At 57.3% G+C, this 24,536-nt stretch carries 25 protein-coding genes and 1 pseudogene; 11 read left to right on the plus strand and 15 right to left on the minus strand.

Annotation, left to right across the window (positions count from 1 at the left end):
* Window positions 1-40: 40 nt before the first annotated feature.
* From OC597_RS13005 to OC597_RS13040, 8 genes are all read right to left on the minus strand, one after another.
* Window positions 41-2,284 carry a TonB-dependent receptor family protein gene (locus OC597_RS13005; RefSeq protein WP_262208976.1) on the minus strand — a complete coding sequence of 748 codons (2,244 nt, stop codon included), beginning with the start codon at window positions 2,282-2,284 and terminating at the stop codon, window positions 41-43.
* A 39-nt stretch (window positions 2,285-2,323) separates the two neighbouring features.
* Window positions 2,324-3,070: an energy transducer TonB family protein gene (locus OC597_RS13010; RefSeq protein ID WP_261424919.1), complete on the minus strand. Its 747-nt coding sequence runs from the start codon at window positions 3,068-3,070 to the stop codon at window positions 2,324-2,326.
* Window position 3,071: 1 nt separating this feature from the next.
* Window positions 3,072-3,479, minus strand: coding sequence for an ExbD/TolR family protein (locus OC597_RS13015; protein ID WP_012005055.1), 408 nt, complete (start codon window positions 3,477-3,479; stop codon window positions 3,072-3,074).
* A 235-nt stretch (window positions 3,480-3,714) separates the two neighbouring features.
* Entirely contained in the window at window positions 3,715-4,038 is a 324-nt protein-coding gene (locus OC597_RS13020; RefSeq protein WP_261424921.1) for a helix-turn-helix domain-containing protein, read from the minus strand.
* Entirely contained in the window at window positions 4,028-4,381 is a 354-nt protein-coding gene (locus OC597_RS13025) for a type II toxin-antitoxin system RelE/ParE family toxin (protein ID WP_262208978.1), read from the minus strand. Before OC597_RS13025 ends, OC597_RS13020 begins: the two co-directional genes overlap by 11 nt.
* Before the next feature lie 249 nt (window positions 4,382-4,630).
* Window positions 4,631-5,551 (minus strand): L,D-transpeptidase family protein, encoded by a 921-nt coding sequence (locus tag OC597_RS13030; protein WP_099063206.1) that lies wholly within the window; start codon window positions 5,549-5,551, stop codon window positions 4,631-4,633.
* 166 nt (window positions 5,552-5,717) lie between these two features.
* Entirely contained in the window at window positions 5,718-6,596 is an 879-nt protein-coding gene (locus tag OC597_RS13035) for a helix-turn-helix domain-containing protein (RefSeq protein WP_261257124.1), read from the minus strand.
* Between the two features lie 9 nt (window positions 6,597-6,605).
* A complete protein-coding gene (locus OC597_RS13040; RefSeq protein ID WP_262208980.1) occupies window positions 6,606-6,992 on the minus strand; it encodes a hypothetical protein in 387 nt (128 codons plus the stop codon).
* A 116-nt stretch (window positions 6,993-7,108) separates the two neighbouring features.
* Here OC597_RS13040 and OC597_RS13045 point away from each other — a divergent pair, with 116 nt between their 5' ends.
* The gene (locus OC597_RS13045) at window positions 7,109-7,927 is read left to right on the plus strand and encodes an AraC family transcriptional regulator (protein WP_262208982.1); all 819 of its coding nucleotides are present in this window, start codon (window positions 7,109-7,111) and stop codon (window positions 7,925-7,927) included.
* 27 nt (window positions 7,928-7,954) lie between these two features.
* On the opposite strand, the gene OC597_RS13050 is transcribed toward OC597_RS13045, so the two are convergent.
* The 6 genes from OC597_RS13050 to OC597_RS13075 all read right to left on the minus strand — a co-directional run bounded on the left by OC597_RS13050 (window position 7,955) and on the right by OC597_RS13075 (window position 13,713).
* On the minus strand, window positions 7,955-8,725 hold the full coding sequence (locus tag OC597_RS13050; RefSeq protein ID WP_261257121.1) for a 3-hydroxybutyrate dehydrogenase: 771 nt from the start codon (window positions 8,723-8,725) through the stop codon (window positions 7,955-7,957).
* Between the two features lie 12 nt (window positions 8,726-8,737).
* Window positions 8,738-10,132, minus strand: a complete 1,395-nt coding sequence (locus tag OC597_RS13055; protein ID WP_198404428.1) for a GntP family permease — start codon at window positions 10,130-10,132, stop codon at window positions 8,738-8,740.
* Between the two features lie 72 nt (window positions 10,133-10,204).
* On the minus strand, window positions 10,205-11,128 hold the full coding sequence (locus OC597_RS13060; protein WP_262208984.1) for a 3-hydroxyacyl-CoA dehydrogenase family protein: 924 nt from the start codon (window positions 11,126-11,128) through the stop codon (window positions 10,205-10,207).
* Between the two features lie 17 nt (window positions 11,129-11,145).
* Window positions 11,146-12,327 (minus strand): acetyl-CoA C-acetyltransferase, encoded by a 1,182-nt coding sequence (locus OC597_RS13065; protein ID WP_262209085.1) that lies wholly within the window; start codon window positions 12,325-12,327, stop codon window positions 11,146-11,148.
* Between the two features lie 23 nt (window positions 12,328-12,350).
* Complete coding sequence (locus OC597_RS13070; RefSeq protein ID WP_262208986.1) at window positions 12,351-13,004, minus strand: CoA transferase subunit B; 654 nt, start codon at window positions 13,002-13,004, stop codon at window positions 12,351-12,353.
* 10 nt (window positions 13,005-13,014) lie between these two features.
* Entirely contained in the window at window positions 13,015-13,713 is a 699-nt protein-coding gene (locus OC597_RS13075; RefSeq protein ID WP_262208987.1) for a CoA transferase subunit A, read from the minus strand.
* 169 nt (window positions 13,714-13,882) lie between these two features.
* Between OC597_RS13075 and OC597_RS13080 the strand changes: the two genes are divergently transcribed.
* Both OC597_RS13080 and yncE read left to right on the plus strand, forming a co-directional pair.
* Window positions 13,883-14,791, plus strand: a complete 909-nt coding sequence (locus OC597_RS13080) for a LysR family transcriptional regulator (protein ID WP_261285518.1) — start codon at window positions 13,883-13,885, stop codon at window positions 14,789-14,791.
* A gap of 185 nt (window positions 14,792-14,976) precedes the next feature.
* On the plus strand, window positions 14,977-16,053 hold the full coding sequence (yncE, locus tag OC597_RS13085; protein ID WP_262208989.1) for a 7-bladed beta-propeller protein YncE: 1,077 nt from the start codon (window positions 14,977-14,979) through the stop codon (window positions 16,051-16,053).
* A gap of 171 nt (window positions 16,054-16,224) precedes the next feature.
* On the opposite strand, the gene OC597_RS13090 is transcribed toward yncE, so the two are convergent.
* The gene (locus tag OC597_RS13090; protein WP_262208991.1) at window positions 16,225-16,563 is read right to left on the minus strand and encodes a hypothetical protein; all 339 of its coding nucleotides are present in this window, start codon (window positions 16,561-16,563) and stop codon (window positions 16,225-16,227) included.
* A gap of 258 nt (window positions 16,564-16,821) precedes the next feature.
* Between OC597_RS13090 and OC597_RS13095 the strand changes: the two genes are divergently transcribed.
* The 8 genes and pseudogenes from OC597_RS13095 (at window position 16,822) to OC597_RS13130 (ending at window position 24,524) form a co-directional block, all read left to right on the plus strand.
* On the plus strand, window positions 16,822-18,201 hold the full coding sequence (locus tag OC597_RS13095; protein WP_262208993.1) for a glutamine synthetase family protein: 1,380 nt from the start codon (window positions 16,822-16,824) through the stop codon (window positions 18,199-18,201).
* Window positions 18,202-18,273: 72 nt separating this feature from the next.
* Window positions 18,274-18,984, plus strand: coding sequence for a trehalose-6-phosphate synthase (locus tag OC597_RS13100; protein ID WP_261257105.1), 711 nt, complete (start codon window positions 18,274-18,276; stop codon window positions 18,982-18,984).
* Between the two features lie 243 nt (window positions 18,985-19,227).
* Complete coding sequence (locus OC597_RS13105) at window positions 19,228-21,408, plus strand: carbon starvation CstA family protein (protein WP_262208994.1); 2,181 nt, start codon at window positions 19,228-19,230, stop codon at window positions 21,406-21,408.
* Between the two features lie 197 nt (window positions 21,409-21,605).
* Complete coding sequence (locus tag OC597_RS13110; RefSeq protein WP_004953088.1) at window positions 21,606-21,809, plus strand: YbdD/YjiX family protein; 204 nt, start codon at window positions 21,606-21,608, stop codon at window positions 21,807-21,809.
* 11 nt (window positions 21,810-21,820) lie between these two features.
* Window positions 21,821-22,783: a GTPase gene (yjiA, locus tag OC597_RS13115; RefSeq protein WP_262208996.1), complete on the plus strand. Its 963-nt coding sequence runs from the start codon at window positions 21,821-21,823 to the stop codon at window positions 22,781-22,783.
* 289 nt (window positions 22,784-23,072) lie between these two features.
* Window positions 23,073-23,327, plus strand: coding sequence for a hypothetical protein (locus OC597_RS13120; RefSeq protein WP_261257098.1), 255 nt, complete (start codon window positions 23,073-23,075; stop codon window positions 23,325-23,327).
* Window positions 23,305-23,403: pseudogene (locus OC597_RS13125) on the plus strand (cell filamentation protein Fic); the annotation flags it as partial. The gene OC597_RS13120 and the pseudogene OC597_RS13125, both read left to right, overlap by 23 nt.
* A gap of 212 nt (window positions 23,404-23,615) precedes the next feature.
* On the plus strand, window positions 23,616-24,524 hold the full coding sequence (locus tag OC597_RS13130) for a LysR family transcriptional regulator (RefSeq protein WP_187962228.1): 909 nt from the start codon (window positions 23,616-23,618) through the stop codon (window positions 24,522-24,524).
* Window positions 24,525-24,536: the final 12 nt, after the last annotated feature.

Genomic DNA, 24,536 nt, shown 5'->3' on the forward strand with positions numbered 1-24,536 from the left:
CCTCCAACCCTGCGGCTTTCAGGCCGCAGAGTATAAATAGTTAAAAGGTGGCTTCCAGCGACACGCTGAAGGTACGTTCTTCCCCAACGTTGTAGTACGGCGTACTGGCCCTCACGCCGCCATAAGGCGCTGCGTTGAAGGTGGTGGTGCGCACCGAAGTCAGGTATTCCTTGTCAAACAGGCTGCTGATACCAAAACGCAACGCCGCGCTCTTGACGATCTTTTTGTCCACCGGCAGATGCACGCCCGCGGCCAGATCGAATACCGTACGGCCGCCAATCTTCTCGTCATTGGTCAGGTCGCCGTAGAACGAACCGACGTATTTGCCACTCACACTGCTGTAGTACAGGCCATCGTCATAACCCAGGGTCATGTTGAGCAGGTTTTTCGGGACGTTCGGCACCTCTTTGCCACTGGTTGGCAGCGGCAGGCCGCCGTTGCTGACAATGTCGCTCTTCTGCTTGGACTCGGTGTAAGTGTACGAGGTGTAGTAGTTGAAGTTATGCGGCAATTGGCCGCTCCACTCCAGCTCCAGCCCTTTGTTCTCGACGTTGCCGATGTTCATCATCTCGTAGTCACCGGCCGGGTTGGTGGTGGAGATTTGACGATCGCTGTAGCGCATGTAGAACAGCGTGGCACTCATCAGCATGTCTTCCCGCTCGAAGCGCCAGCCCAACTCATGGTTCCAGCTCAGCTCCGGTTTGGTGCTGATCGAGTCACCCACGTTGTACAACACGTAGTTTGGTGGGGTACGCATGTTACGCGTCAGGTTATAGAACACCTGATTTTCCGGGTTCAGCTTGTAGCTGGCGCTGAAGTTCGGCAGGAATTCATGGTATCTGGCATCACGCTTTTCCGGCACGTTATACAGGCTGCCTTTATTATCCCCATTGCGTTCAACGTACTGATAGGCCAGCCCGCCGACGAAGGTTAAGTCCGGCGTGGCGAACCAGGTATCCTGCAGCCACACTTTTTGCGCCGGGGTGATGGTGTACTGATTACGCCCCTGCACGGTGTTGCCGTTGGCATCTTTGACCTGATCGGATCCGCCCGGTTTACCCGAGAGTTGCTCCGGGTTACCGTCGTCCTTGATGCCGATAAACGGCTGGGTCTGCGACTGGCGCGCACGCTCATACCAATAACCGATATCCAGGCTGTGCTGGTCGTTGATATCCCACTTCAGCTTGGTGGTGATACCCGGGCGCCAGGTCTGGGTCCAGGATGGGCGGTAATAGGTGTTTGATTTCAGGTTGCTGAGATCATACTGACCGGCCTTATCCGAAGTATTGGACAGCACCGAAGCCGTTTGGCCGCTGAAACTGCCGCCGTTACCCCAGTAGTAATAGGGTTGCAAGGTCAACGACAGGTTGTCGCGCAGTTGCAGCTTCTGGGTGAACGACAGGGTGAAGGTGTCAAACGGATTACGGTTAAGTTTGTAGTACTTGTTCAACTGGCCCTTGCTGTTGTATTCCGGCGAGGTGGCGTAGTCGGTATCACGGCCGTCATTTTCAAACTGCGCCTTGCTCAGGGTGCTGTAGTTGACGTTATTCTGTTGGTTGTACTTCATGATCAGGTTGCTGCTGTTGCCGTTACCGTCCTCATACAACGAGCTCATTTCGAACTTGTTGGAGTACTCACGCCCTTCCCCGCGCCACTTTTTCGCCTCGGTGTGTGAGTAGGAGATCCAGTTGCTGAAGCCGTTGTACTCACCGGTCTCCAGACGCGCAAAGGTTTTGCTCAGGTTGTTGCTGCCCAGCGTCTGTTTGACGAAGCCGCCGAAATCTTTTGCGGGACGGCGTGTCACCATCCCAATGTTACCGCCGCTGGAACCGATATGCGGGCCGTCCACCTCAGAGGAACCCTGGGTAACGAATATCTCTTCCAGGTTCTCCGAATCGCCCAGCAGGTTCGGATACACCGCATAGTTGCCGGAGTCGTTGATCGGGATACCGTCCATCGACAGACCGATTTGATCGGAGTTCATGCCGCGCATGGTGTAATCAACGCCGCTCAGGCCGCTGGCGTCGTTACTGTTGACGTTCAGGCCCGGAGTGTATTTCAGTTTGTCGATGGCATTGGCCGCCGCTGGCATTTTATCCATCGCCTCTTTGGTGATGGTAGAGCGCGACTTGGCGCTATCATCCTGCACCATCATGCCGCCGCCGAGCGATTGCCCTTTTACGTTGATGGTGCCGACGTCGGTCGAGTCCGCCGCCAGCGCCGTACCCGGCAATATCGCCGACATCACTGCCAGGTAAATCCCAGATCGATTGAAAGATTTCATTGTTCCCATCCCATAAAGATCAAACTGTTATGCCAGGCGTCAAGGCGCCTGATAATTGAACGTGGCTGAAAATCGTTTTGTTGTTTGCCCGTTGAAAGCCTCACTCGGGAAAGGTTTCACCTGGCTGATGCTTTGCAAGCTGCTCAGCGCCGCACGGTTAAGCAGCATGTTGGTAGCTTTATTGGCGATACCGGACGAGAGCACCCGACCGCTGCGATCGACCTCCAGCCACACCTCTACGTTGCCCTGAGGTCGCTCGAGAGAAGCCTGCCGACCGCTGGGGTAGCGCTTGCGCTGCTCCAGCTCACGACGCAACGCCTGCAGATAACCGTTTTCGATCGCCTGCGTATTCACTTTCGGCGCCGCCGGGGCTGCCGGAGTAGGTTGTACCGCCGGCTTGCTGACCAATGCCCTGGGCGCTGCAGTGGCCGCGACAGGTTTGGCCTTTTCCACCGGCCTGGCTTTCTCTTTCACCGGTTTTGGCTTGGGTTTCGGCTGCGGTTTGGGCACCGGCTTGGCTTCGATAATCGGCTCCGGGGCCGGTACGATCGGCTCAGGAATAGCTTCCGGCTCCGGCGGCGGGGGTTCGGGTTGTGGCGGGGTTTCCACCGGTGGTTCCGGCTGAGGCTCAGGATCCGGTTCGACCAGCGCCAGCTCCATGGTGGTTTCGTCATAGCGTGGCTGAATTTTCAGCGCTGCCTGTTGGCTGGCAAACAGCACGCAGCCCACGACGATCAACGCTGGCAACCAGCTGAAAAGGTGACGTGAACGATAGAGCAGATACATGTCACAGCTTCCGTGTGGCGATAGAGACGGAGTAGAAACCGCCCTGGCGCAGGTTATCCATCACCGCCACCAGCCGCTCTACCGCGACGCCTTTGTCGCTGTTGACGATAATGGTGGTGGTCTGGTTTTCCTGCTGCTGTTGCTTCAGCGTGCTGACCAGTGCGCTCAGCGCCAGCGGCTGACCGTCGAGTTGAAGTTGGTCTTCAGCACCCAGCGTAATGATCGCCTTCTTCTGCGGTTTCAACTGTTGGGCGCTACCGGCGGACGGCAACTGGGTTTTCAGCCCGAGGGCCGGGATCACGTTCAGGCTAATCAACACAAAAAACACCAGCAAAAACATCATCACGTCGATCATCGGGATCAGTTCGATGTGTGCTTTGTTCTTTTTCGGCTCGTTCCAGTTACGCATGGCACTCCCTCCCAAAAGCAAAGCAGCCAATATAGAGAGCCTATGTTTACCTTTTGTTACGCTTGTGTGATCTTATTCTCACAGTGAACACATTTTGAGAGAATATTCCCAGCGAGTAACTGGTCAGAGGGGTTATATAACTGGTTAATTGGATATGATTTTTAATGGAATAATAAAGACGGGGAACTTATAACGGTTAATGCATAGGCAGGTAGTTTGTGATTATCCTGACACTTTATAGCAAGATCTTCAGACCGTGCTTTTGCACCAGAGAAAGTAGTTTTAGTGACGGGCCCCCCGGCAGTTTTGCACCTGACTCCCATTTTTGAATGGTTGATAAACTGGTATTCAAATAACGGGCAAAAACCGGCTGACTCAGATGCAATTGTTCACGCAACGCCTTGATCTGATAAGGTTGTAATATTTCCAACGGTGTCAGGCAAGACTCATCAAAACTGCGCATAGTTTCTTGTGAAATAGCCCCAACTCGATACAACCCCTCCGCTGCACTGTGGGTAGCTTCAAATGCAGGGCTGCGAAACTCAGCTTTATTTTTCATGACAAATCTCTACCCATTCGTTTTGTTCGACTAGTGCAGCTATCGCCTCGGTGGTCAGGCCGCCATAGTGTGCTGCCAGTTTTCGGAATATCTGTAATTCCGCCGGATTGATGCTGGCCTGATCCTGCTTAGCGAACAGGAAGGTATACACCCAACTATTGCCATTTTTTGCCAATACCAGCGCCCGATCGCGATTACGGCACAGACGTTTTTTGAATACGCCGCCACCTAAATCAATAGCTAAACCTCTCTGTACATCCTGAATTGCTTCGCACAAAACCACATCGGTTATGCCATGAGCATAAGCTTTTTTCGTAAACCACTTGGTTTTAAAAGTACGCATGGCGGCTGATATCCTATCGGCAATAAATGTAGCACTTAGTGATGTACTTTCCAATGACGACTTAGTCCACCAACATCTTCTCTATGTGCGTTCAGGGCAACAGAGGAAACCCAAATTTGCCAATAGCACCGAACTTTTAAATCAGCAGGAGTAACGACAAGTAAATAGTTGCGGGGTTGTACGCAAAACAGTGGTTTTCAGCCATAAAAAAAGACGCCCTAAGGCGTCTTGTTTGCAGCACTGATTTAATCAGTTCACTTTAACCGGCATACCGGAACGGGCTTTGATGGCCGCGTCCACTTCGCTCTGGTTAACGGCTGGGTCCATCATCACTTTGCCTACTGGCGCAGAGATGGTCAACGGCACCGGATCTTTCGACTTCAGCTGCTCTTCGTTAGCAGAAAGCGGGTTGTGCACTTCCAGGTAACGGGAACCGTCCGGCTCGACGCTGGCTTTGATCGGCTCGTTGATGAATTGCACACGAGTCCCGACCGGCACGTTGTCGAACAGGAACTTGATGTCGTCAGCACGCAGACGCACACAGCCGTGGCTTACGCGCAGACCGATACCGAAGTTGGCGTTGGTGCCGTGGATCGCGTACAGACGACCGACGTACAATGCATACAGACCCATAGGGTTGTCCGGACCGGCCGGGAATACCGCAGGCAGGATCTCGCCGTCAGCAGCATATTCTGCACGCATCTTGGCGGTTGGCGTCCAGGTTGGGCCGTCTTTTTTACGCTGCACCGTGGTGGTCCAGTTCAACGGGGTATCTTTACCCAACTGGCCGATACCGATTGGCAGCACGATCACCGTGTTGGTGCCTTTCGGGTAGTAGTACAGACGCATCTCGGCGCTGTTGATGACAATGCCTTCACGCGGTGCGTCCGGCAGGATCAACTGCTGTGGGATGGTCAGGGTGCTGCCGGCCTTCGGCAGGAACGGATCCACACCCGGGTTGGCTTCCAGCATATTGCTCAGGCCCATCTGGTATTGAGCGGCAAAGCTCTCCAGCGGCAGCTTACTGTCTTCCGGTACGGTGATTTGGATGTTCTCACCCACCAGACGGCTGTCTTTGGCAGGTAAAGGATAGACAACGGCGAAGGCAGCTTGGCTGAATACCACCAGTGCCGTAAACAGGGTTAGTAACGCGCGAATGCTCATTTTCATCTTCGTGTTGGTTGTGGCCACTGGCAGTTATAGGTTATTTCGGCCATGAATGACCGGATGCGCATTATATGTGCACATCGACCTAAGTGTGAAACATTACCGGCGCAATATCGAACTTTTTTGTAACCTGGTGCGGCACGAAGAGGAGTAACTGTGAAAACCGCCGCTAAAACGCGGCGGTTGACGGCGACATCCGGCGAATGGGGATCAGATATTCACAGCGGATCGCCGAGCCACCAGCGCTACAAACGCCACCTGCTGCGGGATAGAAACGCTCGATATCCTTACCCGGCCGCCGAACGGCTTTCATCATTGGCATCGCGGTGTCGTACAGGCGGGCGATAAAGTTTTGTAACTCTTCTACCTGCCCCTGATAGGCAAAGCTGGCGTAGTCGCCCTGCTCGATCAGGACCGCTTCGCCTTCCGCTCTCTCGTCCGCCAGTGCCAGAGTATAAGCCATCCGTTGCCCACCCCGCTGCCGGCTGTCGGCCTCCAGGCTGGTGAGGCCATAGACCACCGACGACGACTCAGCCTCCATCGGTATAATCTGACGCCAGGCGTGCTGACGCAGCTCATTTTTCGACTGCAGCAGTTGCCCCAGCGTACAGCTACGATGCTGAGTACGCCCGACCAATTGCATCGCCGGTAGCGTGATAATCTCTGCCTGCGGCAACGGCCCTTCGGTCAAGCGCAGTGGGGGCTGCATGCCCTGCCCTGACCAGTCCGCACTGCGGCGGTAACCGGCTGGCGGCATACCGAACTGCTTTTTGAAACAGCGAGTGAAAGTCTGCTGGGAATCAAACTGGTACTTGTCGGCAATGAAGGCGACACCGTGGCTGGTGAGCCGGAGTTCACGCGCGGCAGCCGTCAGCCTTCTGCGCCGGGCATAAGTTCCCAGGATCTCACCGGTTAACTCTTTAAACAGCCGCTGCAGGTGCCATTTGGAATAACCTGATTTAGCCGCGATATCGTCGAGCGTCAGCGGTTGATCGAGATTTTGCTCGATCCAGGCCAGCAGCGACGCAATTACCTGTTGCTGATACATAGCGCCTCCTTATTGATCCAGCCAGCGTTGCGCCAGCTCACGGGCCTGAGCCTCACTGGCCACGACCTGCACCGGGTAGCCCCAAAAACGGCTGGCAAAATCGACAAACTCTGCCGCCGCTTGCCGCCGCACGTCGTCCGGCTCAATCAGCACCATGCCCTTTACCCAACGCGCCAACGCCTCCCGATGATCGCGCTTCCACAATGCAATTTGGGTTCGCTCATCACGATCCTGTTCACCGTTCTCATCCATACGCCGGTCACACAACAGGACGAACGCCTGCTCACGTTGCAATAAACGGCTGAACTCGGCGAACTCGGCGACAGTGTCTTGCGGTTGCCCGGCGGCGAGTTGACGCATCCACACCAGCGGAAAGGTGGTGGAGTCTAGTGACATACGATATCTCCTGAGAGTGCGAAAACCAGCGCTCACTGTATCGGTCGCCGTGCTAGACCACATTGCACAATCAGGACATAATGTTTTTCAATCACGCCAAACTGAGAATTATTCTCATGACCTTTATCACCGAGCCGCGTTTCGATATCGATCAGGTGCCGCGCGCCATTTTTGCCGTGCAGGGTTCCACCATTGATAAAGATTGGGAGATCACCCATCACCGGCACCGCAAGGCACAGCTGATTTATACGGTGCGCGGCATGGTCCGTTGCGAGGTGGAAAACGGTCTGTGGCTGGTGCCGCCGCAGTGTGCGCTGTGGATGCCCAGCAATGTGCTGCATAACGCACAAGGGGCCAGTGCCAGCGAATGCTACTGCCTGTTTGTCGATCAGGATGCCATCGCGGGGTTGCCGACCCAATGCTGTACGCTGGCGGTATCCCCGCTGCTGCGCGAACTGCTGTTCCAGGCCAGCGGGTTCGAACAGTTGTATGACCAACAGGGGCCCGAAGGACGCCTGGCCAGCGTGCTGCTGGATCAATTGGTCAAAGCGCCGGTTGAGAACCTGCACCTGCCAGTCTCCAATGACCCGCGCATTCGCCAGTTAACCGAGCGCCTGTTGGCCAACCCGGCAGACAAGGCGACACTCAGCCAGTGGGCGCAGCGTATTGGCATGAGCGAACGCTCGCTCAACCGCACGCTGCAACAGCAAATGGGCATGAGTTTTGGTCACTGGCGGCGACAATTGCACGTGGTGTTGGCGCTGCAACGGCTGACCCAGGGCGACAGCGTGCAGCGCGTGGCGTTGGATTTGGGTTACGAGAGTGCCAGCGGCTTTGTCACCATGTTCAGAAAAGCGGTGGGCAAACCCCCGGCGCGTTATCTGGCGGAGAAAAACGCGGCGGATCGGGCACAAGGGGCCGGGATCGTCATGTAATGACGAACACTGCCCCAGACAAAAAAGTTACTGCGCCAACCAGCCACCATCCATATTCCAGGCGGCCCCACGCACCTGCACCGCCGCGTCACTGCACAGGAATAACGCCAGCTCGCCCAGCTGTTCCGGCGTCACAAACTCCAGCGAGGGCTGTTTCTCCGCCAGCAGGTCATTGCGTGCCTGCTGTGGATCGGTTCCGGCGGCAATCCGCTGGTCAATTTGCTGCTGCACCAGCGGCGTCAGCACCCAGCCGGGGCAGATAGCGTTACAGGTAATCGCGCTGCGGGCGGTTTCCAGCGCAATGGTCTTGGTCAGCCCCACCACGCCGTGCTTGGCCGCCACATAAGCGGCCTTGTCTTTGGATGCCACCAGCCCGTGCACCGAGGCAACGTTGATAATCCGCCCCCAGCCGCGCTCTCGCATGCCCGGCAATGCCAGACGGCTGGTGTGAAACACTGACGACAGGTTAATCGCGATAATCGCATTCCACTTGTCGGCCGGGAAGGATTCCAGCGGAGAAACGTGCTGAATACCGGCGTTATTGACCAGAATATCGGTGCCGCCGAACTCCAGTTCAACATAGCGCATCAGGTCGGCAATCTGCTGCGGGTCACTGAGATCCGCGCCGTGGTAGCCGGGCGCTGCGCCCAAACCCGCGATATGTGCCTTCGCCTGCTCCACTTCACCGAAACCGTTGAGGATCACCTGGGCGCCCGCGGCCGCCAGGCTGGACGCCAACCCGAGACCGATACCGCTGGTCGAGCCGGTCACCAGTGCAGTTTTACCTTGTAAATTCATGTTATCGCTCCTTTAAACAATGCCGGTCAGGTAGAACACGCCGATCACAAACAGCACTGCGGCGCTCTTGATCAGGGTGATGGCGAAGATGCCACCATAGGCTTGTCGATGGCTAAGGCCGGTGATCGCCAGCAGGGTGATCACCGCGCCGTTATGCGGCAAGGTGTCCATGCCGCCGCTGGCCATGGAAGCCACCCGGTGCAGCACTTCCAGCGGGATCTGCGCGGCGTGGGCGGCAGCGATAAAGGAATCGGACATCGCGGCCAGCGCAATGCTCATGCCGCCGGAAGCCGAACCGGTGATACCCGCCAGCAGCGTCACGCTGACAGCCTCGTTCACCAGCGGGTTGGGAATGGTCGCCAGCGCCTTCGACAGCACCAGAAACCCCGGCAGTGCCGCGATCACCGCGCCAAAGCCGTATTCCGAAGCGGTGTTCATCGCCGCCAAAATCGCCCCACCGACCGCCGTTTTACTGCCCTCCGCCAGCCGCCCGCGAACGTTACGGAAACCAAAAATCAGCACCAGCAGAATACCCGATACCAGCGCCGCCTCCACCGCCCAGATGGCGGTGATCTTGCCGATCTCGGTGGTGATCGGCTTGGCCAGCCCCGGCAGTGTCAGCTCGTGGCTAACGCCATACCACTGCGGGATCCAGTGGGTAAACCCCAGGTTCAACAGCCCGACCAGGATCAACGGCATAATAGCGATCAGCGGATTGGGCAGATTGATGTTGTCCGGGGTTTCAGGCTCATTCAGCAACTCGGTGCCGTAACCTTCGCCCCGCAGCTGCGCCTTGCGTCGCTGACGTTCAAGATAAAACAGACCGACCGCGATGATAAACAGCGAGCCAATCAGTCCCAGCCAGGGTGCTGCCCAGGCGTTGGTACCGAAGAAGCTGGTCGGAATGATGTTCTGGATCTGCGGCGTACCGGGCAGTGCATCCATGGTGAAAGAGAACGCCCCGAGCGCCACCGTCGCCGGGATCAAGCGTTTGGGGATCCCGCTCTGGCGGAACAGCTCGGCGGCGAAGGGGTAAACCGCAAACGCCACCACAAACAGCGAGACGCCGCCGTAGGTCAGCAGCGCGCAGACCAGCACAATCACCGGAATGGCATGGCGACGGCCAAGAATATTAATCGCCGCGGCCACTATCGAACGGGAAAACCCGGACAGCTCAATCAGCTTGCCAAACACCGCGCCCAGCAGAAAGACCGGGAAATAGAGTTTGACGAAGCCGACCATCTTTTCCATAAACAGCCCGGTGAAGGTCGGGGCGACCGCGCCGGGATCGGTCAACAACACCGCGCCCAGTGCGGCTATCGGGGCAAATAAAATCACGCTGTAGCCGCGGTAGGCGGCCAGCATCAGGACTCCCAGTGCTGCCAGGGCAATCAAAACGCTCATCATCACTCCCTATTGCCCTTGATGTCTGAACAACTCCAGCCATGTTGAGCAACTCATTATTGTTGTTGGGTGCGGTTAAGGTTTCAGGGCGAAACGCAGTTGGTGCGCCCGCCGCTGTTGGATGCGTTCCCTGCGTGCTTCATCCCAGTGATAAAAGCCCTGGCCGCTACGTTGGCCGGTATGGCCCTGACGAAGCTGATCCTCCACCAGCGCCATCATCTTTTCATCGGTCGCCAACTCTGGCAGCAAGTGGCGGGCAATATCTGCCACCGTCTCCAGCCCGGTCATGTCGGCGGCCTCCAGCGGCCCAACCATCGCGTAGCGCCGCCCAAGCGAAGCTCGCATCACCTGATCCACCACCTGCGGGCTGGCGATACCGCTTTGCACGATGTACAGCGCCTCGCGCAGTAGCGCAAACTGCGGCCGGTTGCCGACAAAACCCGGCGCGGCGCGATCCAGCAGCACCGCCTCCAGCGCCATGCCACTCAGTAATTGCTGCACCGCAGCCAGATGGCGCGGATCGGTGGCGCTGCCGGGCACAATCTCCACCAGCGGGATCAGGTGGGGCGGGTTCCAAAAATGGGCGATCAACAAGCGCTGCGGATGGATCATCCGCACTGCCAACTCGTCCGGCGGCAGGCCGCTGGTATTACTGGCGATCACCGCGTCGTCGGCAATCAGCCCTTCCAGTTGTTCATATAACGCGTGCTTGAGCGCCAGACGCTCGGGGATCGCCTCTATCAATAACCGGGCGCGGGCCAGGTCATTTAGATCGCCGGTCACGCTCAGGCGCGCCAGCACCGCCGCCTGTTCCGTCGCCGCAAACTGCCCAACGTCGGTCAATTCCGCCAGAATACTGCCCGCGACCGCCGGGACTTCCGCCAGCCGCTGTGGATCCGGGTCGTACAGCAGGATGTCATGACCATGGCGAGCGAAGTGGGTGGCGATGCCAATCCCCATCAGCCCGGCGCCAAGCACTGCATAGTCAGGTGAATGCATAGCTTCCTCCCAGATAATCAGCCGCGCTCGACCGCCAGCGCCACGCCCTGCCCGCCGCCGATACACAGCATCGCCAGCCCCTTGTTGACCTCACGCCGCTGCATCTCGTGCAGCAGCGTGACCAATATGCGACAGCCGGAAGCGCCGATCGGGTGTCCGAGCGCTATCGCCCCGCCGTTAACATTGACCCGGGCGCTGTCCCACTCCAGTTCACGGCCGACAGCCAACGCCTGTGCGGCAAACGCCTCATTGGCCTCGATCAGGTCTACCTCACTCAGCGACCAACCGGCATTAGCCAGACAGCGGCGCGCCGCCGGTACCGGGCCGATGCCCATGATCGCCGGATCGACCCCCGAGGCCGCATAACCGGCAATGCGCGCCAGCACCGGCAACTTCAGCTCGGAGGCCTTCGCCGCACTCATCAACAGCACCGCCGCCGCACCGTCGTTAATCGAGGAGGCATTACCGGCGGTCACCGTGCCGTCCTGGCGGAATGCCGGACGCAGCCGGGCCAGGCTTTCCAGCGTGGCGTCAGCGCGGGGTTGTTCATCCGACGCCACCCGCAGCGGTTCGCCCCTGGGTTTGGGCACCTCTACCGGGGTGATTTCCGACACAAAATGCCCGGCCTGCTGCGCGGCCTGGGTTTTCTGCTGTGACCGCAGCGCAAACTGATCCTGCTCGCTGCGGCTGATGGCGTATTTCTCTGCCAGATTCTCGGCGGTGATACCCATGTGATAATCGTTGAAGGCATCCCACAGGCCGTCCTGGATCACGCTGTCGATCAACTGACCGTGGCCCAGACGCAGCCCGGCACGCGCGCCGTTGATCAGGTATGGCGACTGACTCATGCTTTCCTGCCCCCCGGCGATAATCACTTCGGCGTCACCACAGCGGATCGCCTGCACCGCCAGATGGATCGCCTTCAGACCCGAACCGCAGACCTTATTGATGGTCAGCGCCGGTACGCTATAGGGTAGCCCGGCGTTCAGCGCGGTCTGACGTGCCGGGTTCTGGCCACAACCGGCCGTCAGCACCTGACCGAGGATCACTTCATCCACCTGATCCGCTGGAACACCGCTGCGCGCCAGTAAGGCCTTCACCACCACCGTGCCCAGATCCACCGCCGACAACGTAGCCAGCGCGCCCTGAAAACTGCCAATCGGCGTGCGCGTGGCCGCCACAATCACCACCTGTTGCATGGTTTTCTCCTTGGGTATCGTCATCAGAAGCGCATCTCCGGCACCTGTGTCGGCACAATCAGCCGACCGGCGGTTTTGGCGACAATCTCTTCCACGCTGACGCCGGGCGCACGTTCGCGCAGCACAAAGGCACCGTTTTCAATTTCCAGGTAGGCCAGATCGGTCAGAACCTTGCGAATGCAGTGGGCCCCGGTCAGCGGCAGCGTGCAGTGCGGTAACAGCTTGGACTCACCACTCTTTGACGCGTGGGTCATCACCACGATGATGTTCTCCGCGCCTGCTACCAGATCCATCGCGCCGCCCATGCCCTTCACCAGCTTGCCGGGGATCATCCACGAGGCAATATTGCCCTTAACGTCCACCTCAAAAGCGCCCAACACGGTGAGATCAACATGGCCGCCGCGGATCATGGCGAACGACTGCGCCGAGTCGAAAATCGAGGCGCCGATACGGGCGGTCACCGTTTGCTTGCCGGCGTTGATCATGTCGGCGTCCAACTCTGCCTCGGTCGGGAAGCCGCCCATGCCCAGTAGGCCGTTTTCGGATTGCAGCATCACGTCCATGCCCGGTGGTACATAGTTGGCCACCAGCGTCGGAATGCCGATCCCCAGATTGACGTAGTCGCCGTCACGCAGTTCTTGTGCCACGCGCTGCGCCATTTGTTCACGGGTAAGCATGGGGTTCTCCTCAGGTCCGCAGGGTGCGCTGTTCAATGCGCTTTTCGAAACTGCCCTGGATCAGGCGGTCGACGTAGATACCGGGGGTGTGGATCGCCGCCGGATCCAGTTCGCCCGGCGCGACAATTTCTTCCACCTCCACCACGGTGATCCGTCCGGCGGTGGCCATCAGCGGGTTAAAGTTCTGCGCGGTGTGACGATAGATGACATTGCCGAAGTGATCGGCTTTCCAGCCCTTGATGATGGCGAAGTCGCCGGTGATTGCCTGCTCCATGATGTAAGGGCGGCCGTTGAATTCGCGCACTTCCTTGCCTTCGGCTACCGGGGTGCCGTAGCCGGTGGCGGTGAAGAACGCCGGGATCCCGGCTCCCCCGGCACGGATTTTTTCCGCCAGCGATCCTTGCGGCGTCAACTCCACCTCCAGCTCGCCGCTGATCGCCTGTTGCTCGAACAGCGCGTTCTCCCCAACGTAGGAGGCCACTACCTTGCTGATCTGTCGATTTTCCAGCAGCAGGCCGAGACCAAAGCCGTCGACGCCGCAGTTGTTTGATACCACCGTCAGGCCGGTCACTCCCAAACGACGGATCTCATTAATCAGGTTTTCCGGGATGCCGCACAGGCCGAAACCGCCCGCCAGCACCGTCATATTGTCCGTCAGGCCTGCCAGCGCTGCCTGGTAGCTTCCGACGCGTTTATCGAGCCCTGCCATTCGCTGCCTCTGAGTGTTCTGTAGCAATGGGCGGTATACCCCTGCTGGTGTAAAGGCATCATCAGGTCACAAAAATGATTTGTTAATTTTGTTTTTGTGCCCCATTGATTTAGAATTTTTATTAATCAATTGTTAATGGCTGTTTTCAAAAGAGTTAAATAATTCAAAAATGAAAATGAGCATCAAACAGTTACGCGCGTTTTTAGCGGTAGCTCACACTCTTAACTTCGCCCAGGCGAGCGAACGGCTGAATATTTCGCAGCCGGCGCTGAGTCTGGCCATTCGCGGGCTGGAAGACGCCTTGGGGGGACAGTTGTTGCTGCGTACCACCCGCCGCGTGGCGCTGACGCCGGAAGGCGAGAGCTTCTTCCCGATGGCGCGCCAACTGCTGGCGGACTGGGACAATGCGGAAGAGGCGATGCACCAGCGCTTTACCCTGCAAATGGGCAAGGTGGCCATCGCGGCCATGCCTTCGTTCGCCGCTAATCCGCTGCCGCCGATCCTGAAAGTGTTTCGCGATCACTACGCCGGGATCAACGTGGCGGTGCACGATGTGATTAACGAGCAGGTGTTCGAGATGATCCGTGAAGGCCGGGTAGAAATGGGCATCGCCTTCGAGCCGGAGCCCAGCGATACCCTGCACTTCACCCCGCTGTGCAACGATCGCTTTGTGGCGGTAGTGCCGAAGGATTCGCCGCTGGCAGGCCGGGCGCAGGTGAGTTGGAAAGAACTGCTGACGCTGGACTTTATTACCCTGCAGCGCCCTTCTGCAGTGCGTTTGCTGCTGGAACAGACGCTGGCCAAAAGCGGAAGAACCCTGGAGGTGGCGTTTGAAAGCCACCAGTTGGTAACGGTCGGGCGCATGGTAGCCAACGGACTGGGCGCCAGCGCGGTACCGGCGCTGTGTGAACAACAAATGGGCGAGTTAGGTGCCACCTGCGTGCCGCTGTTCGGCCCAGTGATAGAACGGCGAGTCGGGTTAATCCGCCTTGCTCAACACCGTTTGTCTTCGGCGGCCCAGGCGCTGGCCGGGGTGATTGAACGGGAAATGGCTGCGGCCCCCTCCTCCACACTGTGATTTTCACCCCAGCATGCATTGAAATAACTCCCATTCTCAATAAATAATGATTATTATTCGCAAGCATAAAGCCCGGTGCGCCACGACGTGACCGGCAGGACTTTACCTTCAATTCGATGATGAGCTTTCTTGGCCTCAGAGCAACGGCTCTGCGGCGATAGGCTTTTTAACTCCATGGAGAGGTTATGAACTCTGCAACAACTCGCAACCGTCGTTTCGGCGGGCGCACGGCGTTCCCACTGCTGCTGCTCACTTCAATGCTGTTTTCCGCCCCGTTGCTGGCCCAGAGCGAGCCAGAACTGCTGCGTAAACCGGTCGGCAAAGGTGCTTATGAAATGGTCTACAACCAGGGCGAGAACGCGCTGTACCTGGCCACTTCGCAAAGCCGCAAGCTGGATAAAGGGGGCGTAGTCTACCGTTTGGATCCACAGACGCTGGATATCACCCAGATTATTCACAACGACATCAAACCTTTCGGTGCGGCCATTAACAGCAAAACCGACACGCTGTTCTTCGGCAACACCACCAACAACTCAGTGACCGCCATCGACGGCAAAACCGGTGAAGTGAAAGGCCGCCTGGTGCTGGATGCGCGTAAACGCTCCGAGACGGTAAAGCCGTTAGCGCCGCGTGAACTGGTCGCCGACGCCACCACCGATACCCTGTATATCACCGGGCTGGGTGAATCCAGCGTGGTTTGGGTGGTTGACGGCAAGGATCTGACCCTTCGCACCACCATTACCGAGACCGGTAAATACGGCACTGGTCTGGCGCTGGACGCCGCTGCCGGCCGTCTGTATGTGACCAACGCCGACGGTGAACTGGTGACTATCGACACCAAAACCAACAAGGTTGTCAGCCGCAAGAAACTCGATGAGTCCAAAGAGCACTTCTTCCTGAACATCAGCCTGGATCCAGCCACCCACCGCGCCTTTATTACTGATTCCAAGCAGGCGCAGGTGTTGGTTGTCGATACCCGCGACGGCAAAATTCTGAGCAAGATCGAGGTGCCGGAATCGCTGGCGGTGCTGTTCAACCCGGCGCGTAATGAAGTCTATGTGACCCATCGCCAGGCCGGTGAAGTCAGCGTGATTGACGCCAAGAGCTACAAGCGGCTGCAAACCATCAAGACGCCGACCCACCCAAACAGCCTGGCGCTGTCACCGGATGGCCAGACGCTGTACGTCAGCGTCAAACAGGCTTCCAGCCGTGAAAAAGAAGCCACAGATCCGGATGACGTGATCCGTATCGCTTTGAAATAACACCGACAGGGGCGCTATCGTCAGTTATTTTGTCCCCTCTCCCTTGGGAGAGGGTTAGGGTTAGGGTGAGGGGATACGCATCGACACGAAAGCCCCTCACCCCGGCCCTCTCCCACTGGAGAGGGGGCGCTCACCTAAGCAATATTTCACATACTTATCCAGAGCTTTGCTTCACTGACTGGCATTAAATGAGTCGACGTGCTTACCCACCAGCCCGTCGGCGTCCTGGATCACCGCTTTTTTAGTCGCACGCTTGTAAAGGCATAACTCTTTTCTCGGCTGATTGTGCATAAACGCCTGCGGGTAGCGGCCGCTCAGCAGCAGCGCCGAGTAACCGACATCGTCGCCATAATGAATAATGCTCCCGGCGGCTTTGGCCCCTTTCAAGACGCTGGCCTTCAGACAGGCCGCTTGCAGCGCTTTATCGCCGCTGGACCAGGCAGCTTCGGACGACGCGGCGGCATTGAACGCCGTGATGGCGACGGTAAACACGATTAAGGCTCTGATCATGGGCTTCTCTCCGGAATAACCAAGTTATCCGCAGTATATGCAGCCGTTTATTATCCAGCCATCGGAGGATGGCGCATTATTTACAGCTTTTTTATTCCAGGTGGAAATAAAGTTACGGCGTTTTTACAGACAGTTTTTAGGGCCACGGATAACATCATTACATCGCCAATATGGCCTCACGAGACGGATGCCTCATGTGTTTATCCCTTACCTTGGTTCTCATTCATCCCCCTGTTTTTATTAAACTCGGGGGCTGTCATGTATTCTAATATTATTGGCTTCAACCCGATGCTGGCGGATATTCCCGCCGCGCAGGCGCGTTCATTGCGCAAAGAAGTTGAGCAGTATTTACAGCGCTATCCCGACACCGAACACGTCGATATTTATCTCAACGATTTGAACGGCCAGTTTCGCGGTAAACGTCTGCCGATCGCCGAGTTGTTCACGCTGGACAAAGGCTGCTATTTCCCGTTGTCGATCTACGCCATGGACCTCGGGGGGCAGGTGATTGAAGAAAGCGGGTTGGGTCAGCAGGCGGGGGAACCGGATCGATTATGCCTGCCGGTTCCCGGCACATTGCGCCCCTGTGCCCGTGACCCACAGCACCATGCCCAACTGCTGCTGACGATGACCAACGCCGATGGCGACGCCTGTGAACTGGAGCCGCGCGTGGTGCTGCAACAGGTGCTCAAGCGCCTGCAGGCCAAGGGTTTCTACCCGGTGATCGCGGCAGAGCTGGAATTTTATCTGCACGATCCTCGGCAACAACCTGCCGACACCAGCCAGTGCCCAACGCAAAGTTTTTCTGTCGATGCCCCGGAGCGCCACCATGCGCTGCTCAATGACATCGAACATCAGGCCAGGCTGCAAACGCTGCCGCTGACCGGCGTGGTGGCCGAAGCGGCCTCCGGCCAGTATGAGCTGAACCTGCACCACAGCACCCGGGTGGTGGAAGCCTGTGACCAGGTGCTGGCCCTAAAGCGCCTCACTCGTCAGGTTGCGGAGAAACACCACCAGCATGCCTGCTTTATGGCCAAACCCTGTGCACAGGCGGCCGGCAGCGGTTTGCACTTTCATATCAGCCTGCAGGATGAACAAGGCAATAACCTGCTGGCCAGCACGCCGGGCGAACTGAGCCCCGTCATGACGCAGGTGATGGCCGGCATGCTGGCGCTGATGCCAGCCTCGATGGCGATATTCGCGCCGAACATCAACGCCTTCCGCCGTTTCCGCCCGGGCATGCACGTGCCGCTGCGTGCCTCCTGGGGGCACAACAACCGCACGGTGGCACTGCGTCTGCCCTGCGCCGACAGTGCCAACCAACGCATTGAATACCGGCTGGCCGGTGCCGATGCCAATCCTTATCTGGCGGTAGCGGCGATGCTGAGCGGCATGCTGTATGGCCTGGAACACGTGCTGCCCCTGCCCCCGGCGGCCTGCGGTAACGGTTATGAAAATGACGACGCGGCGGCGCTGCCGCTCAGCCAGCAGCAGGCGTTAACGTTATTTCGCCAATGCCCGGCGCTGCGCGAAAGCCTCGGCCCGGCGTTTACCGCGCTGTGGCACACCTGCAAGACCGCCGAACTGCACCGCTTTGAAGGACAGGTCACCGCCGCGGAAATCAGCTGGATGCTGTAACGCGCCGGACTCTGCATTCATAGGGCGAATATCTTCGCCCCCTACACCCCATGATTGAACAAGGTGAGCACCATGTCTCGTTTGGTTTTGATCTCAAATAAGCAGTGTGACAGCAAAGATTTGGCCTGCGCTACGCAGGCGCTCTCGGCCGTTGAGGCCAATGATGATGATCAAGGGCTGTGGCTGGGCTGGAACGGCGACGTGCAAAACTTTGGCGCCGCGCCGCTGCGCCCGGTCAGCCATCAGCATCGCAGCGGCTATCAGCAAGTGACCTTCCCGCTGTCCACCGAGGAATTTCACTTCCACTATCAGGGCTACTATCACGATGGCCTGTGGCCGGTGTTCCATAATCACCCGGAGAAGGCGCATTTCACCCCGGAGAACTACCGCGCTTATCGGCAACTCAACCAGCATTTTGCCGATATCGCCTGCGAGTATGTGTGCCCGGACGACATCATCTGCATTGATGATTATCAGTTGCTGCCCTGTGGCCAGGCACTGAAGGAACAAGGATTATTGAATCCCTGCGCATTCTTCTTCCATTTGCCGTTCCCGTCAGCCGCACTGCTTAAGCAAATCCCCGAGCACCACGGCTTAATCGGGTCGCTGTTTTTCTACGACCTGATCGGCTTTCAGTCGCTCGATGACCGCAATAACTTCCTCAATTATCTGGCTAACGAATACCCGGTCGAGATGCTGCCCGACGACCAGCTACAGGTTAACGGCCATATCTTCGCCACCGGCATCTTCCCGGCCGGGATCAACGCCCGCAAGATTTACTGACCTCAGCTATCCGGTTGGCGTTGTCACACAGCGCCCAACCGCTCACCCCGGGATTTTGACCGCTTAGCGCCCCTATAGCACCGCTGACTGAAATTCAGATGTCTTCCCCTGCCCCAAGCCGCAATGATGAGCTGTTCCTATACCTCTACCCGACCGTTATCCGCATCCGGGCCACGCGCCTAAACATCTTATAAGCGGATTAACTCACTCATTTTTTTGCAGATTTGAACTAAGGATATCTCGATGAAACGAGAGGGGATTTTAAAACACATACCCTGGATGCTGCTGGGGATACTCGGCGCTTCCTGCCTGGGCGTGGTGGCGCTGCGTCGCGGCGAGCACATCAGCGCACTGTGGATCATCGTCGCTTCGGTGGCGGTGTATCTGGTGGCCTACCGTTATTACAGCCTGTACATCGCCACCAAGGTGATGAAGCTGGATGCCTTCCGCGCCACCCCGGCGGTGGTCAATAACGACGGCCTGAACTATGTGCCGACCAACAAATACGTGCTGTTCGGCCACCACTTCGCCGCCATTGCTGGCGCAGGCCCGCTGGTCGGCCCGGTGTTGGCTGCGCAGGTCGGTTACCTGCCCGGCACGCTGTGGCTGTTGGGCGGCGTGGTGCTGGCGGGGGCAGTGCAGGACTTTTTAGTGCTGTTCATCTCCTCACGCCGCAACGGCGCATCGCTCGGTGAGATCATCAAAAAGGAAATGGGGCCGGTACCGGGCACCATCGCGCTGTTTGGCTGCTTCCTGATTATGATTATCATTCTGGCGGTGCTGGCCCTGATCGTGGTGAAGGCGCTGGCGGAAAGCCCATGGGGCGTGTTCACCGTGTGCTCCACCGTGCCAATTGCCCTGTTTATGGGCATCTACATGCGCTTCCTGCGCCCTGGGCGGGTCGGTGAGATTTCGGTGATTGGCATCGTGCTGCTGGTGCTCTCCATCTGGTTCGGCGGCGTGATCGCCCACGACCCATTCTGGGGCCCGGCGCTGACCTTCAAAGACACCACCATCACCTATACGCTGATTGGTTATGCGTTTATCTCCGCTCTGCTGCCGGTGTGGTTGATCCTGGCACCGCGCGACTATCTGGCGACCTTCCTGAAAATCGGCGTGATCGTCGGGCTGGCGATTGGCATCGTGATCCTCAACCCTGAGCTGAAAATGCCGGCGATGACCCAGTTTATCGACGGCACCGGCCCGGTGTGGAAAGGCTCGGTGTTCCCGTTCCTGTTCATTACCATCGCCTGTGGCGCGGTGTCCGGCTTCCATGCGTTGATCGCCTCCGGCACCACGCCGAAACTGTTGGCCAATGAAAAAGACGCGCGCTTTATCGGTTACGGCGCGATGCTGATGGAGTCCTTCGTCGCCATCATGGCGCTGGTCGCGGCTTCCATCATCGAACCGGGCCTGTACTTCGCCATGAACACCCCACCGGCCGCACTGGGCATCACCATGCCAGACCTGCACCGCTTGGGCACCGAAGACGCACCGATGATCATGGCCTCACTGCGTGATGTGACCGCCCATGCGGCGGCGACCGTCAGTTCCTGGGGCTTTGTCATCAGTCCGGAACAGATCCTGCAGACCGCCAAAGACATCGGTGAACCTTCGGTACTGAACCGCGCCGGTGGCGCACCAACTCTGGCGGTGGGTATCGCCCACGTGTTCCACCAGATCATTCCTGGCGCCAATATGGGCTTCTGGTACCACTTCGGTATTCTGTTCGAAGCGATGTTCATCCTGACCGCACTGGATGCAGGCACCCGTTCCGGCCGCTTTATGCTGCAGGACTTGCTGGGTAACTTTGTGCCGTTCCTGAAAAAAACCGATTCGTTGGTGGCCGGTATTGTCGGCACCGCCGGTTGTGTGGGGCTATGGGGTTACCTGCTGTATCAGGGGGTGGTCGATCCGCTCGGCGGCGTGAAGAGCCTGTGGCCGCTGTTCGGCATCTCCAACCAGATGCTGGCCGCCGTGGCGCTGGTGCTGGGTACCGTGGTGCTGATTAAGATGAAGCGCACCAAGTACATTTGGGTCACCGTGGTTCCGGCCGTGTGGCTGCTGATTTGTACCACCTACGCCCTGGGCCTGAAGCTGTTCAGTGACAACCCGCAGCTGGAAGGCTTCTTCTTCCAGGCCAGCGAGTACAAACGCAAAATCGCCGAAGGCGGCGCCGAGCTGACCACCCAGCAGGTGGCCAACATGAACCATATTGTGGTGAACAACTACACCAACGCCGGGCTGAGCATTCTGTTCCTGCTGGTGGTGTACAGCATCATCTTCTACGGGGTGAAAACCGCCATGGCGGCACATAAAAACCCGAACCGTAGCGACCAGGAAACACCTTACGTGCCGGTGCCTGAAGAAGCGCCTTCCAACGGCGTAACTGAGGGAGACGTCAAAGTTTCACCGCAGCACTGATGGTGATTTAACGGATACCCTGCATATAACCTTCATCTTTCAAGTCGCAGGGGTGTTGGCTGCCTTCGCTCACCCCAGTCACTTGGTAGACCAAGCTCCTGGGGTTTCGCTCAGTGGCCGCCTACCTGCAACTTGAAATCTATTGGATATAATGAGATCTATTATGCAGGGTATTTTCATCAATGAGGGAAAGGCTTATGTTCGGTAATCTCGGCCAGGCGGGTAAATACCTCGGGCAGGCGGCGCGCATGTTAGTCGGCGTACCTGACTACGATACCTACGTCCAGCATATGAAAGACAACCACCCGGACAAGCCGGTGATGACCTATAAAGAGTTTTTCCGCGAACGCCAGCAGGCCCGCTACGGTGGGGACGGCAAAGGCGGCATGCGCTGTTGTTAAAAGGATCCTCAATGAAACCCATCGCAGTCACCATTCTGACCGGCTTTTTGGGTGCCGGTAAAACCACCCTGCTCCGCCATATTCTGAACGCCGAACACGGCTACAAAATTGCCGTGATTGAAAATGAGTTCGGCGAAGTGCCGATCGACAACGCCCTGATTGGCGATCGCGCCAGCCGCATCACCACCCTGAGCAACGGCTGCATCTGCTGCAGTAAATCCAACGAGCTGGCAGACGCGTTACTGGACTTGCTGGACGGCGTGGACCAGGGCCAACTGGAGTTCGACCGGCTGATCATTGAATGCACCGGCATGGCTGACCCCGGCCCGATCACCCAGACCTTTTTCTCGCACGAGATCCTCTGCGAACGCTTCCTGCTGGACGGCATCATCACGCTGGTGGACGCCGCACATGCCGATCAACAACTCAACCAGTTCAGCATCGCGCAGGCGCAGGTGGGCTACGCCGACCGTATTCTGCTGACCAAAACCGACGTGGCACCGGACTGTGAAGCCCTGATCCAACGGCTGCAACAGATGAACGCCCGCGCACCGGTTTACACAGTGACGCACGGCGATATCGATCTGGGCGTGCTGTTCGACATCGAAGGCTTTGTGCTGAACGACAAGCTGAACCTGACGCCGCCCACCCCGCTGTTCCGCCGCATTCCACAAGCGCAGAACAACATTCAGTCGATCGTGGTGTACCACGACCAGCCTCTGGAACTGATGCAGGTTTCAGAAGTGATGGAAGGCCTGCTGCTGGAATACGCCGACAGCCTGCTGCGCTATAAGGGGATTTTGTCGATCCGGGACGAGCCACGCCGCCTGCTGTTCCAGGGTGTGCAACGGCTGTATAACGCCGACTGGGACCGCGAGTGGCTGCCCGATGAAGAACGCCGCAGTACGCTGGTGTTTATTGGGGTAGATTTGCCGGAGGAAGAGATTCGGGCGCGGTTTGCGGCACTGAGTTGAGTGAGAAACCGCATTACCGCATTAATGGAAGCAACCTAAAGAACTACGCCTGATAGTGCTACAGGTGGGAATCATACAGAACGCCGACACGCCGTGAACCCATCCCTGGGGGCTCGTATCGCGCATCCATGCGCTCAACGGTCGGCTAACCTGCAATGGCTCCCACCTGCCTCAAGCTTAGGGTGTAGCAGTATTAAACTCAGCTATTTAGAAAGCCGTAACGCGTTGCACTTTAGCAACATGGCTGTATTGGCATACAAAAATATAACCAAGAACTGAGGGTACTCCTATGACCCAAAGAGCTCTCGTTAGTGTTGCAGGTTATGTCCATAAACTTGCAGAAGATCATAATATTACAGCGTACCGCGACGGAATGAGCCGTATGGCAGTTGCGATTACGGGTCTGGCTGATGATGCTGTCGAGTTGGACGACGTTGAGCAATTAATGGTAAATCTTAGACGCAAAGGTGTGCTTACCAAGTCTGAAATACTTAAACTTCAGGGGCGTTACTTCCGCGAAAAAAGGACTGGATGGTTTAGATAAAGAAAACATCTCATACGGCAGTCTGGATGATCCTGAAATCCAAAAGATCTACATGACCTACCGGATGCAGAAATAACATCACCCTTTTCACCGCAGCAGGATGGTGACTGCTTCGCTACTGACGTTATCGCCTGATTGAGACACTCTGAATTTTTGAACCCCCTCACTGTTAACTGGCAGGGACTCCCCTATGCTGGCAGCCTTGATGTTAACATAATTGCAACAATTGATTGGCGGATTGATTTTAATTTCAAGCACCGAATCATTTGTTTTTTAAAGGGATCAATGATGGCTAATTACACCTTGCGCCAGCTTAAATATTTCGTCACCACTGCCAAATGCAGGAGCGTTACTGAAGCCTCGCGTAAACTGTACATTGCACAGCCTTCTATCTCTGGTGCGATAAAAAGCCTTGAAGACAGCTTTGGTGTGCAACTGTTTATCCGCCACCATGCGCAGGGTGTCTCACTGACGCCTTCCGGCTCTCGCTTTTATCGCAAAGCACAAAAACTATTACGCATGGCGCATATCTTTGAACAAGATGCGCTGGCTGATAACGATATGGTTTCCGGGAAAATCAGTGTTGGCTGTTTTGAAACGGTCGCCCCTTTAATTTTGCCGAAACTGATCAGAGGATTTAAAACACTTTATCCGGGGATAGAGACTCTCATTCACGATGGTGAGCAGCATGAACTGGTGCACAGCCTGACCACCGGGAGTCTGGATGTTTCTTTGCTGTACAACCATGATCTGAACAGTAATATCGTCACGGATGTTTTGGTGGCCCCCAGAAAACCCTACGTCCTGCTGTCCGCCCACCACCCGCTGGCACAAAACAAACAGGTGTCGCTGGCAGATCTGGCCACTGAGCCTATGGTGCTGTTAGACCTGCTGCCCAGCCGAAACTACTTCCTCAATTTGTTCACCCGTGTCGGCATTACGCCCAATATTGTCTTTAGCTCACCTTCCCTCGAATTGGTGCGTGGCATGGTCGGCCAGGGGCTTGGCTTTGCCATTCTGGTCACCCGGCCCTATGGCCAATACAGTTACGATGGCCAACCGCTGGCGACGGTCGAGCTGCAAGATGAAGTCGAAGGCTCAGGCCTGGTGGTGGCCTGGCTCACCGCCAACCAACTGACCAAACCGGCTCAGCTGTTCGTTGAGTTTTGTAAAAGCGAACTGGCCAATATGCACTAACCCCACCCATTA

The sequence above is a fragment of the Serratia proteamaculans genome (assembly GCF_946227095.1).
Classification (GTDB): domain Bacteria; phylum Pseudomonadota; class Gammaproteobacteria; order Enterobacterales; family Enterobacteriaceae; genus Serratia; species Serratia proteamaculans_E.